At 61.5% G+C, this 14,227-nt stretch carries 12 protein-coding genes and 1 pseudogene; 7 read left to right on the plus strand and 6 right to left on the minus strand.

The window, feature by feature from the left end; genetic code table 11:
• Positions 1-8 precede the first annotated feature (8 nt).
• Positions 9-782, plus strand: a pseudogene (gene proC, locus PQQ96_RS22740) (pyrroline-5-carboxylate reductase); the annotation flags it as partial.
• 174 nt (positions 783-956) lie between these two features.
• Here the strand turns inward: proC and PQQ96_RS22745 are convergent.
• The 4 genes from PQQ96_RS22745 to PQQ96_RS22760 all read right to left on the minus strand — a co-directional run bounded on the left by PQQ96_RS22745 (position 957) and on the right by PQQ96_RS22760 (position 5,081).
• Positions 957-2,084, minus strand: coding sequence for a porin (locus tag PQQ96_RS22745; RefSeq protein ID WP_408296869.1), 1,128 nt, complete (start codon positions 2,082-2,084; stop codon positions 957-959).
• A 160-nt stretch (positions 2,085-2,244) separates the two neighbouring features.
• Positions 2,245-3,390: a branched-chain amino acid ABC transporter substrate-binding protein gene (locus PQQ96_RS22750; RefSeq protein ID WP_408296872.1), complete on the minus strand. Its 1,146-nt coding sequence runs from the start codon at positions 3,388-3,390 to the stop codon at positions 2,245-2,247.
• A gap of 62 nt (positions 3,391-3,452) precedes the next feature.
• A complete protein-coding gene (locus tag PQQ96_RS22755; protein ID WP_408296875.1) occupies positions 3,453-4,082 on the minus strand; it encodes an FMN-binding negative transcriptional regulator in 630 nt (209 codons plus the stop codon).
• A gap of 9 nt (positions 4,083-4,091) precedes the next feature.
• Positions 4,092-5,081 (minus strand): alpha/beta hydrolase, encoded by a 990-nt coding sequence (locus PQQ96_RS22760; protein ID WP_408296878.1) that lies wholly within the window; start codon positions 5,079-5,081, stop codon positions 4,092-4,094.
• A 128-nt stretch (positions 5,082-5,209) separates the two neighbouring features.
• On the opposite strand from PQQ96_RS22760, the gene PQQ96_RS22765 reads away from it, so the two are divergent.
• Both PQQ96_RS22765 and PQQ96_RS22770 read left to right on the plus strand, forming a co-directional pair.
• Entirely contained in the window at positions 5,210-5,989 is a 780-nt protein-coding gene (locus PQQ96_RS22765) for an AraC family transcriptional regulator (protein ID WP_408296881.1), read from the plus strand.
• Positions 5,990-6,012: 23 nt separating this feature from the next.
• Positions 6,013-7,017: a LysR family transcriptional regulator gene (locus tag PQQ96_RS22770; protein ID WP_408296883.1), complete on the plus strand. Its 1,005-nt coding sequence runs from the start codon at positions 6,013-6,015 to the stop codon at positions 7,015-7,017.
• On the opposite strand, the gene PQQ96_RS22775 is transcribed toward PQQ96_RS22770, so the two are convergent.
• On the minus strand, positions 7,014-8,207 hold the full coding sequence (locus PQQ96_RS22775) for an alpha/beta fold hydrolase (protein WP_408296885.1): 1,194 nt from the start codon (positions 8,205-8,207) through the stop codon (positions 7,014-7,016). The genes PQQ96_RS22770 and PQQ96_RS22775 overlap by 4 nt on opposite strands.
• Positions 8,208-8,529: 322 nt before the next feature.
• On the opposite strand from PQQ96_RS22775, the gene PQQ96_RS22780 reads away from it, so the two are divergent.
• A complete protein-coding gene (locus tag PQQ96_RS22780; protein ID WP_408296887.1) occupies positions 8,530-8,664 on the plus strand; it encodes an entericidin A/B family lipoprotein in 135 nt (44 codons plus the stop codon).
• 193 nt (positions 8,665-8,857) lie between these two features.
• Here PQQ96_RS22780 and PQQ96_RS22785 read toward each other — a convergent pair whose 3' ends face one another.
• Positions 8,858-10,162, minus strand: coding sequence for an adenylosuccinate synthase (locus tag PQQ96_RS22785; RefSeq protein WP_408296960.1), 1,305 nt, complete (start codon positions 10,160-10,162; stop codon positions 8,858-8,860).
• Between the two features lie 144 nt (positions 10,163-10,306).
• Between PQQ96_RS22785 and gcvA the strand changes: the two genes are divergently transcribed.
• From gcvA to PQQ96_RS22800, 3 genes are all read left to right on the plus strand, one after another.
• Positions 10,307-11,206, plus strand: a complete 900-nt coding sequence (gene gcvA / locus PQQ96_RS22790) for a transcriptional regulator GcvA (protein WP_408296889.1) — start codon at positions 10,307-10,309, stop codon at positions 11,204-11,206.
• 179 nt (positions 11,207-11,385) lie between these two features.
• The gene (locus PQQ96_RS22795; protein WP_408296891.1) at positions 11,386-12,279 is read left to right on the plus strand and encodes an EamA family transporter; all 894 of its coding nucleotides are present in this window, start codon (positions 11,386-11,388) and stop codon (positions 12,277-12,279) included.
• A gap of 162 nt (positions 12,280-12,441) precedes the next feature.
• Positions 12,442-14,109 (plus strand): ankyrin repeat domain-containing protein, encoded by a 1,668-nt coding sequence (locus PQQ96_RS22800; protein WP_408296893.1) that lies wholly within the window; start codon positions 12,442-12,444, stop codon positions 14,107-14,109.
• The last annotated feature ends 118 nt before the right edge of the window (positions 14,110-14,227 follow it).

The raw sequence follows: 14,227 nt of genomic DNA on the forward strand, positions 1-14,227 counted from the left end.
TCAGACCTATGAAAATTGCCTTTATCGGCGGCGGCAACATGGCCGTCGCACTGATTGGCGGCCTTATCAGACGCGGCATCTCACCGAACGACCTGTACGTCATCGATGTGAACGAAGACGCGCGCCATCGTGTAGCCGATCAGTTCGCGGTTACGAGCAGCGCAACTATCGACGCCGCGCTTGCGCGTTACGACGCCATCGTGCTGGCCGTCAAACCCCAGGCGCTCAAGATGGTCGCCGAAACCCTGGCGCCGCACCTCGGCGCGCAACTGGTCATCAGCATCGCGGCAGGCGTGCGTCTTAGCGATCTATGTCAATGGCTCGGCGAGTACCGCCGCGTGGTACGTGCGATGCCGAACACGCCAGCGCTGGTCGGTATGGGTATGACAGCACTCGCAGCGACTGACGCCGTCGATGCGTCGGGCAGGCAGGTGGCAGAGAACATCGTCAGTGCGGCGGGTGCGCATTTATGGCTCGACGACGAGTCGAGCCTTGACGCCGTCACCGCGATCTCAGGCAGTGGACCGGCTTATGTGTTCTATTTCATCGAGGCACTGCAGGAAGCAGCGCGTCGACTCGGCCTGAGCGAAAAGCAAAGCGCGACGCTTGCTGTCGCGACGTTTCGCGGCGCAGCGCAACTGGCTGTCGAATCGGTCGAACCGGTCAGTGTCCTGCGCGAGCGTGTGACTTCCAGCGGCGGCACGACCGCTGCCGCGCTCAACGCGTTCGACGTGCAGCACGTCAAAGAAGCCATCATCAACGGCGCGCTAGCCAGATCGGCGACGAACTGGGCGCGCAGTAACAACGCCCCGCAGACAAAAAAGGATGGCGAGGACCGTGAAGCCCGATGCCATCCAAAACCTGCCTTGGAGACTGCTCAGCTATGCTCCGGTTCCGTGACGCATGACGCCGTGAGTGTCGTGACGGACGCCCCTTCAGTACGGTATCCGGCTGAACTAGAACTTCGCGCGAATTCCCGCGCGTGCGAGCAACTGATTCGTGCTGCTCGATTGACCTGCGGGGAACCCGTCGTAGATATCGGCGAGCGCGCCGCCCGATGCCTTCTGATACACACCCATCAGATAGACGTCCGTGCGTTTGGACAGCGCATAGTCGGCCATCAGATTGAACTGGTTATATTTCGGTCGATTGCCACTGTCCAGATAATTGACCCGCACCGCAGTGAACGTGTAGCCCGCCGAAAGCGTAGCGGCCGGTGTCACCCGATATTGCCCCCACAGCTCGTAGTTGTCGAAGATCACTGAACTGTTCGTGCCATTGGCTGAACCGAACCGTGTGTTCGTGTAGTCGAGCCCGATCATCGCGCTGCCGATCGTATAGGTACCGCCCACACCGATCACCTGCATGTTCGCGGGTTGACCGACGTAGCCGAACGGCCCGTTCGCGCTCGGCGTGGCCTGGTTCGCCACAAAGTTGCCGTCGGCAAACTGTGTCGCGGGTGTCTTCGCGCTCTCGTAGACCGCCGCGAGGTAGACCGGACCGTTCGTATAGCCAATGCCCGCGGAGAACGTGTTGTTTGCCGTTGCTGATCCGGCCACGCCGCCAAGCGAATACAGCGCTTCGAACTGGAACCCAGCGAAAACAGGGCTGTTGTACTTGATCGCATTGTTGATGCGAAAGCCATTATCCGAGTTGTCGATGTCGCCGGCGTGCGAGAAATAGGCACCCCAGTTGCCGTTCATCGTGGTCGGCTGCAAGTAGTCCTGAATCGAATCGTACTGGCGGCCGAGCGTGACCGTGCCGAACCTGTCGCTGTCGATCCCGACGTAAGCCTGGCGGCCGAACAGCAGACCGCCCTGGCCCAGCTTGCCAGTGTCGGCATTAAAGCCGTTTTCTAGCTGGAAGATGGTCTTGAACCCGCCGCCCAGATCTTCCGATCCCTTCAGGCCCCAGCGGCTGCCTTGTTCGACGCCGCTCACCAGTGCGACGACCGAGCCGTGCCCGGCATTGTTCACGTAGGTGACGCCATTTTCGACGATACCGTATAGCGTGACGCTGCTTTGCGCATGCGCGGTCAGTGCGAACGTGCCACTCACCGCTACGACTACTGCGATCTTCCTCATGGAAACCCCTTTGTCGGTCAATTAACCTGCGATCCATGCCGCCTATGCGGCATGGGAAAGACGGTGCGCACGAAGCATCTTCGTTTCGCCGCGCTCTTCAATTTGTGATTTGTAGTACTAATATATTGATGTGGCGCTTACCACGCTTGTTAGGCGTTCGTTACATCTTCACGGCATCCAGTAGCGTCTTCTTGCCCGCCCGGTAGGTGTAAAGCGAAATGACGCCGTGGCGCAGATCGCCGTGCTCATCGAACTGCGTCTGGCCAATCACACCGGAATGGTCGGTCTGCGGCATTGCCGCAATGATCTTGTCGGCGCTGGTCGAGTTCGCACGCTTCATCGCATCGACAACGATATAAACGGCGTCATATGAAAACGGGGCGTAGATCAGGATCGGCTGGTGAAAGCGTGCTTCGTATTTCTTCACGAAAGTCGCGCCGCCGGGCATTTTCTCCAGCCCGAGGCCCGCTTCGGAGCAAACGATTGCATCGGATGCCGTGCCCGCGAGATCCGCCAGTTGCTCCGTACAGACGCCGTCGCCCGCGAGAATCTTCGCCCTGATGCCGAGTTGCCCCGCTTGCTTCGCGAACGGGCCCGCCGTTGCGTCCAGGCCGCCGTACATGATCGCATCGGGCGATTCGCCCTTTATCTTCGTCAAAATCGCGCGGAAATCGATGGCCTTGTCGTTGGTCGCGTCGTGCGACAGCACCGTTACGCCCAGTGCCTTCGCCTTCTTTGCAAACTCGTCGGCGAGCCCCTGGCCGTAGGCGGTTGAATCGTCGACCACCGCCACGCGTTTCACTTTCAGTGAACCGGCGGCGTAGGTGGCGAGCGCGGGTCCCTGTTGTGCATCGGTCGCGACGACACGGTAGGTCGTCTTGAATCCCTGCAGGGTGTACTGCGGGTTCGTCGCCGATGGCGAGATCTGGACAATACCCGCGTCGCTGTAGATCTTCGACGCTGGAATCGAGGTACCCGAATTCATGTGTCCGATCACGGCAACGACCTTGTCGTCGGCGAGCTTTTGTGCGACCTGCGTTGCGGTGCGCGGATCTCCCGCGTCGTCCTGCGAATCGAGTGCGAGCGTGACCTTGTTGCCGCCTATGACGAGACCGCTGGCATTGATCTCCTCGATCGCGAGGCGCGCGCCGTTTTCCTGATCCTTGCCGGCGTGCGCGCTGCCGCCGGTCAGCGGCGCCGAGAAGCCGATGCGTACGACCTGGTCGGCGAGCGCACCGGACATATGCGCCGACAGGAGTGCCGCCGTAACGGCGACGAACAGAGGATGAAGTTTTATCGTTTTCATGATGTCTCGTTTAAAAGGGAAGAGATCCAGCAGATCGGGACCGCGCATGTCACGTCGATACGTCAATTTCGATGTCGGTTCTTCTCCTCCATTCGCGTTGCCAACGGACATCCGCCGTCGCGCTGCAGATGCTCGATGGCGGCACGTGTGTCGGGCAGGCGTTCGTCCTGGCCGAGCTTGAATTTCGCCTCCAGGCTATCGATAGGCAGTTCGAACGCCACGATGTTTGCCACGCGCCGCGCGATGCCCTCGTCGCCGAGTTCGTTGATGCCCCAAGGCTTGTCGCGCCCCTGTTCGAGATGCCGCACGGCGTCGCGCAGATGCGCGGTCGCGCCGTCTGCGTCCAGCGCGCGCGGGCGGCCGTGGCAGTGGACGACAGAAAAGTTCCAGGTGGGCGCGCTGTCGCGCACGGGGTAGCCGGGATACCAGGATGACGAGATGTAGCCGTGCTCGCCGACGAAGATCGCCGCCGATTCGGCGCCCTGCAGAATCAGACTGGCGTGTTCGTTAGCCCTTGAAAGATGCGACACGAGCGTGCCATGCGGCCCCCGGGTGCGATCGACCATGAAGATCAAGTGTGAGATAACGAGCGAGTCCGGCGACTTCGTCACGAGTGTCCCGAACACCGTCCGGTCAATAAAGTCGTGTACTTCGTGCGTATTTGCCGGGGCGAAGGCGGGCTTGGAGTACATGGCTGGGCCTTATTGAATGGGTGACGCGAGTTGCGTGCGCAGCCACGAACTGGTGTCGTCGAGCGCCGTGTTGCTCACTGCAGCAATCGACACCGCTTCGAGAAAGCTGTGGACGGTGCCCGGATAAACGACCTGTGTGACGTCCGTCTGCGCATCCCGTAGCCGCTCGGCCATGCGCAGGTTTTCGTCGCGCAGGACGTCGAGTTCGGTGATCGCAAAGAAGGCTGGCGGCAGATTGTCGAGGTCTGCGAGGATCGGTGCGGCCAGTGGGTCGCGAGTGTCCTCGGCATCGCGCAGATAGTTGCGCCAGAACTGCCTCATTTCGTGCGAAGACAGCAGGTAACGCCCGTCGCCGAATGCTTCGTACGATTGATAGGAAGGCGATGGATCGAACGCGCCGTAGTTGATCACGAGCGCGCGCAGCAGATTGCCTTGGCCGATGTCCCGCAGACGAAGCGCGCTTGCCATCGCGAGATTTGCGCCTGCCGAATCGCCGCCGATGGCCAGACGCTGCACATCGACGCCTGGCAGCGCGCCGGGCTGTGCGAGCCACTGGATCACGTCCACCACCTGATCGATAGCGACCGGAAACCGATGCTCGGGCGCGAGCGCATAGTCCACGCCGATCACGACGACGCCCGCGCGTGCCGCGTATTCACGCATCAGCCGGTCATGCGTATCGAGGCTGAACATCGTCCAGCCGCCGCCGTGCAAATAGACAAAGGCCGGCAGGTCGCCCTCGAGAGGCGGACGCAGCACACGCACACGGACGCTCGTACCCGCATGGGGCGTAGGCACATCGATATCGTCGACGCGCGCCATGGCTGGGCCGCCAGCGGCCCACGGCGCCCGGACCTGTTCTGCAACGGTACGGCGAGCGGCGAGCGGCAACGTGTCCAGGTCCGGCTGCCGCGCGTAAGCCGCCGTGACGCTATCGACGAACCGGCGGATACCGGGTTCCAGCGGATCGCCGGAGACTGTGATGGAGGGTGCGGTCATAAGTGGGGTCAAGATTGGGTTCGATTCGAAGGCACCGCATGTGAGAGGCTGCGGACGCTGAAATATAGGCAGCCAGTATTCGGCCCGCATGTTAGAGTAGGTCGATTTATGTAGCGATCGGGCCATTCATGCGCAGCATCGAATCGAGCGACTATCAGGACGTGGCGCGCCCCGTCGCAGCGATGGCGGTCGAGTACCGCAGCGGCAGCCGTGACGGCCGGCACAAGCACCGCCGGGCGCAGTTGCTTTACTCAACCACGGGTGTGCTGACCGTAGTGACCGACGAGGGGACGTGGACCGTGCCGCCGCAACGCGCGGTGTGGCTACCGGGCGGCGTCGAGCATGAAGTCATCTTTCGCGGGGACGTGTCGTTCCGCACTTTGTATGTCGAGCCGCTGGCCGTGGGTCAGCCGTTGCCGTTGCGTTGTAAGGTGATCGAGGTATCGGAATTGCTGCGCACCTTGATTCTCGAAGCAATGCTGGTGCCGACCGAATACGAGTTGGGCGGACGCGACGAGCGTCTGATGCTGCTGATCCTCGACGAGATCGTGCGTCTGCCGACCGCGCCCTTGTACATGCGGATGCCCGCCGATGAGCGGCTGCTACGCGTGTGCCGCGCGCTCGTCGCAGCGCCCGACGATGTGCGCGATCTCGACGAGTGGGCTGCTCTCGCAAACATGTCGCGTCGCACGTTCACGCGCACGTTCCGGAACGAAACGGGCTTGAGCTTTTCGGACTGGCGCCAGCAGGCGCGCATCTTCGAGGCACTGGCGCTGCTTGCCACAGGGAAGTCGGTGACAGCGACAGCACTTGAAGTCGGCTATGGCAGCGTGAGTGCGTTCACGGCGATGTTCCGCCGCAGCTTCGGCGTTGCGCCCACCGCGTATCTGAATGAGCGCGCGGACTAGGATAGTCCCTTATCGAGGAACGAATGGACCGCTTGACTGGCATTGGAGTATTCGTCGCGGCAGTCGATGAAGGCAGTTTCGCCGCCGCTGCGCGGCGCTTCGGGTTATCCGCTGCGATGGCCGGCAAGTACGTCAGCGCGATCGAAGCTGAGCTGAATGCGAGGTTGCTCCAGCGCACCACACGTCGTCTCAGCCTGACTGATATCGGTCACGTCTATTACGAGCGATGCAAACGAATTCTCGAGGCCTACGACGAGGCCAATCGCGAGGCGGGCGATGCTCACGGAACCGCACGTGGCGTGCTGCGAATTGCCGCGCCAGTCACTTTCGGGGCGATGCATCTCGGTGAAGTCCTCGCGAAGTATCTGGAGGAACACCCACACGTCAACATTGAAGTGTCACTGAGCGACCGCTATGTCGACCTGCTCGAAGCCGGCGTAGACGTTGCGGTACGAATCGGGCGATTGCCCGATTCAGGATTGGTCGCACGCCGGCTCGCACCGTGTCGAATGGTGATCTGCGCGTCCCCGGACTACCTCAAACGTCACGGAACACCACGCAGCCCGGACGACCTGCGGCAGGCACCGCGGCTCACGTTTAGCGAAGCCGTCTCCGTTGGAGACTGGACGCTGGTCGACGCGCAACTTCGTGCACACGTTATCAGTGGTCCATGCCGGATGGCAGCCAACAATACCCAGATGCTGCTTGCAGCGGCGCTCGCCGGAGCCGGCATCGTCTACGGGCCGACATTCGTGTTCGGAGAGCAGATCGCGGGTGGAAAGCTCATCGAACTGCTGCCGGAGTACCACACTTCGGAACTGACGATCCAGGCGGTCTATCCGAGCGCACGTCATATGCCTCTCAAAGTACGCCACTTGCTTGACTATCTGGTCACTGCATTTGGCGACGAGCCACCGTGGGATCACATCACGCCACAACGCCCTGTACGAGCGCGTCGATCCCTCGGCGTGCCCGAACCAAACATTCCGGCTCATAGACGCCGGGACGGCAACGCGAGCGGAGACTAGACGCCGGAATACTCGGCAGCGAGGCTGGTTCCGAGTGGGTTGGAGATCCGTAGCTTCCATCCCCCATCGTCGCCACGCGTCATGACTTGCGTAGCGGTGCCGGATTGACTGGCGTGTTGGCCGTCCGGCAGCGTCATGGCCACGGTCCAGTCGACCAGTAACAGCGCGATGTCGTCACTGACGAGCGAAAGCCGCACATGGTTGCGGAGGCGTGGCCCTGTCTTTACGATTTCCGTGAGCTGACGGCGCAGCGCCTCCAGACCGCTTGCCGTGTTTTCACCGTCTGCCATCCGCATCGTTGCGTTATCGGTGAACAAGCCGAGCAGGCTCTCGATATCGCCCGCGTTGAATGCGATATCGAAGGCGGCCGGAACCTGCTCCGGTGTGTTGGGCGTACTGGTACCAGCGCGTGATTCCAGTTCGCCAACAAACTGGCGGATCACCGTCGCGAGGGCGGAGGGAGCCTCAAGCGGAGACAGGTGTCCGGTGCCCGGCAATACATGAAGACGCGCACCTGTGATCCGGGGCAGCAGTTCCTTTTGCAAGGTGTCTACACGATCGACCTGATCCAGTTCGCCTGCAATCACCATGACGGGCACATTGATGGACCCGACGTCGCCCGTGATGTCTTCAAGCATTGCGGCATTGGGCCACGCGGCCTTGGCTTGCGGCGCGCCGCGCAGACTGTCGACGATGACCTGCTCCCGATCTGCGGGCGTAAGCTGATTTGCGGTGAGTACGTTGTCGAGCGCCCAGCCGATCGATTCACGCGAATCGTAGGCCGCAGCCATCATTGTGCGTTGCCCGTCCGGAAGGAGCATTGGTGAAGGCGGTGAAGGCGCGACCAGCACGACACCCTCCAGTCCGCCAGGTCGGCGCGACGCAAGCAATTGCGCTATTTTCCCGCCCATTGAGTGACCGACCAGGACGTAGCGCCGCAGATTCAGTGCCTCGATAACGTCCTGGGCATCGTTCGCCAGATCGGCAATTGCGTAGCCGTGCGTGGGCGCGTCCGAATCACCCCATCCACGATGGTCGGGAGCGATGGTCCGGTACTGGCTCGATAGCTCGCCGACAACGCCGTCCCATGTGCGGGACGATCCACCCCAGTAGTGAAGAAGCACGAGAGCCAGTTTCCCGGCCCCCTGTTCCCTAACGTTAATCCTCGTGCCTCTCGTACGGATATCCATTGCGATGCTCCTTGATCTGGTGCGCCAACGGCGCAGTAGCGGGAACGATTCGTGCTGCACCCGAACCATGGAGACATCTTAGATTCCGTCGCCATACTTGATAATCACCATTCTGCTATCGGCAGTCGATCGTGGGGAGATCGAATTGTGGAGGCTACTACGGAAGGACAGGCGGGATTGCGACGCCGCTGCTGGCTGACGTCTCGCCTACGATAAAACTCATGCGAAGGGTCCGCGCTAGCCCGGATAGGTGCACGACGCCCATGCGGGTTCCGGCTAGCAACGACCTGCCGCCGCCCAAACTCTGTGTAAGGAGAACAACATGACGCGACTCATCACTCTGTTTCTGATCGCTTGTACCGCACTCATCGCGGCCTGCAACACCGTTGCGGGTGCGGGCGAAGACATTTCGAAGGGCGGCCAGGCCATCCATAACACCGCTGAGGACTCAAAATAACCAGCGCTGGCGCTACGGGCCAGCGGTTCGACAGTGTGGTCTACCCTGCTGGGCGCACGTTTGCCAGGTAGTCGCGAATACTCGCGGCGCCTGGCAACGGACAACCGACTTGTGCCGGCCCGTACTGAGCCCGACGACAACCGGCTCAGTGCGGCCCACATGAGTCATGTCGGACTGCTCAATAACGGTTCAATCAGATTGCAATACCTTCCATTTCCGCGAATGGAGAGCGCAAGACAATCGCGTCGTCACGTTCCGGGCCTGTGGTCACCATTGATACAGGAATGCCGACTTCCTGCTGAATCGCTTCAATCAGCGCCGCGGCCTCGCGGGGCAGGTCCCCATAAGACCGGATGCCCCGGGTCGAACCGTCCCAGCCATCAAAGCGCTTGAGAACCGGCCGCAGGCGTTGCTGCTCGGCGTTGGTGGACGGCATATAGTCGATGCGCTTCCCATCAAGCTCGTAGCCTACGCACACGTACACCGAATCGAAGCCATCGAGCACATCGAGCTTGGTCAGCGCTAGCAGGTTGATGCCGGCGACCTTGCTGCTCTGCCGCAGTTGCACAGTATCCAACCAACCGCAGCGCCGCGGGCGGCCGGTATTGACGCCGTACTCACCGCCGCGCTGCCTGAGCACGTCACCGAGTGTTCCATCCACTTCGGACGTGAATGGACCTCCGCCGACACGCGTTGCATAGACCTTGCTCACGCCAAGTACCTGCCCAAGGTGCGCGGGGGCGATGCCGGTGCCACTGGCCGCGCCAGCGGCCACGGTGCACGACGAAGTCACATAGGGATAGCTACCCCAGTCCACGTCAAGCATCACGGCTTGCGAGCCTTCGAATACCGTGCGCTTGCCCGATGAATGGGCGTTGTCGAGCTGTTCCCAGACGCGTCCCATGAACGGCAGGATTCTTGGCGCCATGGCAAGCAGATCGCTCAACATCGGGTCTCGCTGGAAAGGTTCCAGACCGAGGCCGCGGAACCATGCGTTATGGTGCTCAAGCAATCCATCAAGCTTTTGGGCGAGCAGTTCCGGTTCGGCAAGGTCACAGACGCGCAAGCCGCGGCGTCCAACCTTGTCTTCGTATGCCGGACCGATACCGCGCAGCGTGGTACCGATCGGCCTGGCGCGCAAGCGTTCCTGAGCGGCGTCGATCGCGCGATGGACCGGCAGGACAAGCGTAGCCGTCTCTGCGATCTGCAGCACCTCTGGCGTGACGCGGATGCCCAGCGCGGCCATACGGTCAATCTCCGCAAGCAGCGCCTCGGGATCAAGGGCAACGCCGTTGCCGATCAGACCAAGCTTTCCGCGCACGATACCGCTGGGAAGCAGCGCCAGTTTGTAGGTCTGGCCGTTCACCACCAGCGTGTGACCGGCGTTGTGACCACCGTTGTAGCGGGCAACGATGTCCGCCTTCTCGGCAAGCCAATCCACGATCCGCCCTTTGCCCTCATCGCCCCACTGCGCGCCAACCACAACAACATTCGACATACGGTAGTCTTCCTGGTGACTTAATCGAACAGATCCAGAACCCGATCTGCTGCCAACCAGCGCAATATATTGGACTACGGCCGCCACGAAAATCGATATAAACTCATCAGACCTGTCAGGAAAACTCACATAGAGATTCGCCGTATGCCACGTCGTCTGCCACCGTTGAACGCACTGCGCGTATTCGAAGCTGCCGCCCGGGTCGAGAGCTTTTCGGCCGCAGCCGACGAACTGTGCGTCACGCACGGGGCCGTTAGCCGGCAAGTGGGACAACTGGAGGCCTGGCTCGGACACAAGCTGTTTGAACGCCGCGGCCGAAGGGTCGTACTCACCGCGCCGGGGCGCGCTTACCTGTCGGAGATATCGGCGGCGTTCGACCGCATCGCGCTGGCCACCAATGAACAGCTCCGGGTCACGCGACAGCAGATCATCAGGGTCAATGCGCCGACGACTTTCGCGTTGCGATGGCTATTGCCGCAGCTTTCCAGCTTCCAACTGACCCATCCGGCGGTGGAAGTCCGACTGACTACTTCGGAAGAACCGATCGAAAGGCTGCGCGACGAATGCGATGTGGCCATTCGCGGCAGCGAGCAGAAACCGGCAGGGTACGTAGTCAACGAATTTCTGTCGGAAGTCCGACTGCCGGTATGCTCGCCCAAGGTGTTGGAATCTCATCCGATACACCATGTCTCCGACCTGGCGCATCACACCCTGCTGCACACGGCGACCTATCCCGGCCTTTGGGACGAATGGCTGACGGCGTGCGGCAACCCTCGACTTGCCGCACGCAATTCCCAGCAACTGGACCACTTTTACTTGACCCTGCAGGCCGCCATTGATGGTCTGGGTATTGCGATGGGCCCGACCGCGCTTGTAGCGCTCGATGTCGAGGAGGGCCGTCTCGTGTATCCGTTCGACGGCCCGGCCTTGCCGGCATGGCGCTACTGCAGCTACGTCCACCATGCACGACTTGAGGATCCCGCCATCAATACTTTTCTGACGTGGTTGCGCGAACTGGGGCAGCGTTTCTCACGCACTGCATAGTGGCCATTGCGCGCTATTTCGCGCCAGCTTCGCGGGGATCGAGCATCGTATTGGGCACGGCCCGAATTCGACATCCAATGACCCGATACCGAAGGCGGGCCGACTCCGTCGCCTCTACGATGTAACCCATGAGCGTTAAATAAAACGCCCGTTAAAGCATGTCGTTACCTGGAGAAAGCATGGAGAAGAAGCATCTCGCCCTGGCGTTATTAGTCACGTTTGTATGGGGCATCAATTTTCCGATCACCAAGCTCGGTTTGGATTCGGTGGACCCGTTTGTGCTGACCGGCGTCCGTTTCGCTCTGGCCGCCATTCCGTTGGTGTTTTTCATCCGCAGACCATCGGTCCATTTCGGCTACGTCGCGGCGTACGGGTTGATTTTTGGCGTCGGCATGTGGGGCGCGATTAATTACGGAATCGCGGCGGGTGTTGCGCCGGGTATCGCGTCGCTGATCATCCAGCTCAGCGCATTCTTCACGATGTTTTGGGGAGCATTTCTGTTTCGCGAGACGTTACGTCCTGCGCAATGGATTGGCGCGATCGCGGTTCTGTTTGGGCTAGCCGGGATCTTCCTGGCTCAGAAAGGCGCACACCAGATCTTTGGTATCGCGTTGATCGTTCTGAGCGCAGTCGCGTGGAGTGTTGGTAACGTGATTATCAAGAAGTCCGGAGTGAAGGAGATCTTCTCCTTTATGGTGTGGGCCAGCCTCTTTCCGCCGATTCCTTTACTGCTCGGCACGTGGTGGCTGGAAGGAGCGCATCCATTCCTGATGAGTTGGCGAAACATGGATGGCGTCGCGTTGTTCTCGCTGGTGTTTCAGGCCTACCTCGCGACTCACTTTGCGTACTGGGGTTGGAACTCACTGATGAAGCTCTACCCGGTTTCGACGGTCGCACCCTTGTCCCTCATGATTCCAGTCTTTGGCATCGTCACATCCATTCTGCTGATCGGCGAGCAGATACATCCCGTCGAGTTGGTCTCGATCACGGTGATTATCATTGGCCTTGCAATCGGGATATACAGAAGACGCGATGGCTCCAGAACGACCTTGAATTGCGCGAAACCGGGTTGACGGCGCTGCATGCCATCGCATAGCATCCCGAGTAGCGGTGCAGGCCGCTTCCGGGTCCGCGGAAAGGGTTGAACCCACCTGTAGCAGCGCGTCACAAATCTCACCATCCTTTGTGCTGGCAGTATTGCGGACCTTCGGCCATTAAATGCACGAGGATCCGCCATGAACAAGCTGCCTCCCAAGGCCAATCTTGACCATCTGAAGAAGCAGGCAAAGGAGTTGTTGCGTCTCTACCGCAACGGCAACGCAGCCGCGATCGCACGCTTCGCCCAGAATCTTCCCGCCGCCGCGCACCGCACGGATAGTGAAGTGATAGCGTTTCAACTTCGCCTGCACGATGCGCAGTCCTGCATCGCACGCGAGTATGGCTTTTCTTCCTGGGCGGATCTCGCCCTGCATGTCGAAACAAGCGCCTTCGCCGATCACGAACAGGCGGTTCGGGTACGCCGCTGGCTTGGCCTCGTCTATGGCGGCGACGCCACCGGCACCTATGACGCGGCACGGCCACGTGTTGCAGCTCAGCTCCTGCAGCAATACCCCGAGCTTCTCGCCACCGACCCTTACGTCGCCTGCGCAGCGGGGCATCTCGACGTGGTGTCCCGGACCATCGCAGCCGATCCGGATTGGATCAACCGTGCGGGGGGACCGCTGAAGCTCCCGTCACTCGTCGCAGTGACACACTCACACCTGGGACTGCTGCCGGAGTTCGCCGTACAGCTACGCGAGTGCGCGCGGTATCTTCTGCAGGCCGGGGCCAATCCCAACCAATTTATCGGCAACCGGTTTCCACCGGCATCTCTCGCCACCCCCGATGAGATGGGTCCACTCTCCGCTCTTTATGGTGCGGCTGGCGTGCTCCGCGATCCGGCTCTCACGGAGATGCTCCTGCAGGCCGGCGCCGACCCCAATGACGGTGAATCGCTCTATCACTCGCTGGAGAACCCGGACTGCACGCGCCTGCTGCTCCAGAACGGCGCGCGCGTGACCGGCACGAATGCGTTGCGGCGAGCGCTTGACATGCCGGACCCGGCCGCGCTCGAACTCCTGCTGGCTCATGGCGGCGACGCTAACGAACCGGCCGGAGAAGGACCCACGAAAGTCTGGGGTCCTCCGCTTCTGCGTGCGATCGCCGTGCGCAGATCGTCCGGCCATATTGCCGCACTGCTTGCTGCCGGTGCCGATCCCAAGGCGCGAACGCCCGCCGGCATCAGTGCCTGGCGCCTGGCGACGCAGGTCGGTCTAACGGAAGTCGTGGAGCTCTTGCGCGCCTACGGGGCAGAGGAGAATCTCACCGCGGAGGATGACTTCGTGGCCGCCTGTGCCCGCGCTGACGCGACCGAGGCGCGCCGCATCCAGGCACAACATCCGGAGCTGCCCGGCTCATTGCCGGAGGACCGGCTTCGGCTACTTCCGGATGCCGCGGCATGGGGATCCAGCGCGGCGGTCAAGGCCATGGTCGAACTCGGCTGGCCCATCGCCGCGCGTGGAGGTGACTGGGACGCGACAGCGCTGAACCACGCCGTCTTTCGTGGCGACGCGGAGCTGACGGCTTTCCTGCTCTCTCACGGCGCTAGCTGGCGTGAGACGCAAGGCTTCGGAGACGACGTGCTCGGCACACTGTCCTGGGCCTCTGTCAACGAGCCAACAGGGCCAGTGAACCCCGACTGGATCGGTTGTGCTCGCGCGCTCGTGGCTCACGGACTTCCCAAGGTAGAGCGGGATCCGTCAAACCCGGAACGGCTACTCATCGACGGTCAGCCCAAACGGTTTTCCGAGGACGTGACGGAGGCGCTGCTCGGAGGTGGCGGCGCAACCTCTGAACCGAGCTGACCCGTGTCATGGCTTTGTCGCCCACGCAATGCTTTTGAATGTCCTCTGACATCAAATCGCTGCGCGGGGGCGACCGAGTCCAACGCGACACGGCTGGCTCGCTGTCTCGTCTGGTCTA

This window comes from Paraburkholderia sediminicola, from assembly GCF_046027825.1.
In the GTDB taxonomy this organism is placed as follows: domain Bacteria; phylum Pseudomonadota; class Gammaproteobacteria; order Burkholderiales; family Burkholderiaceae; genus Paraburkholderia; species Paraburkholderia sediminicola_D.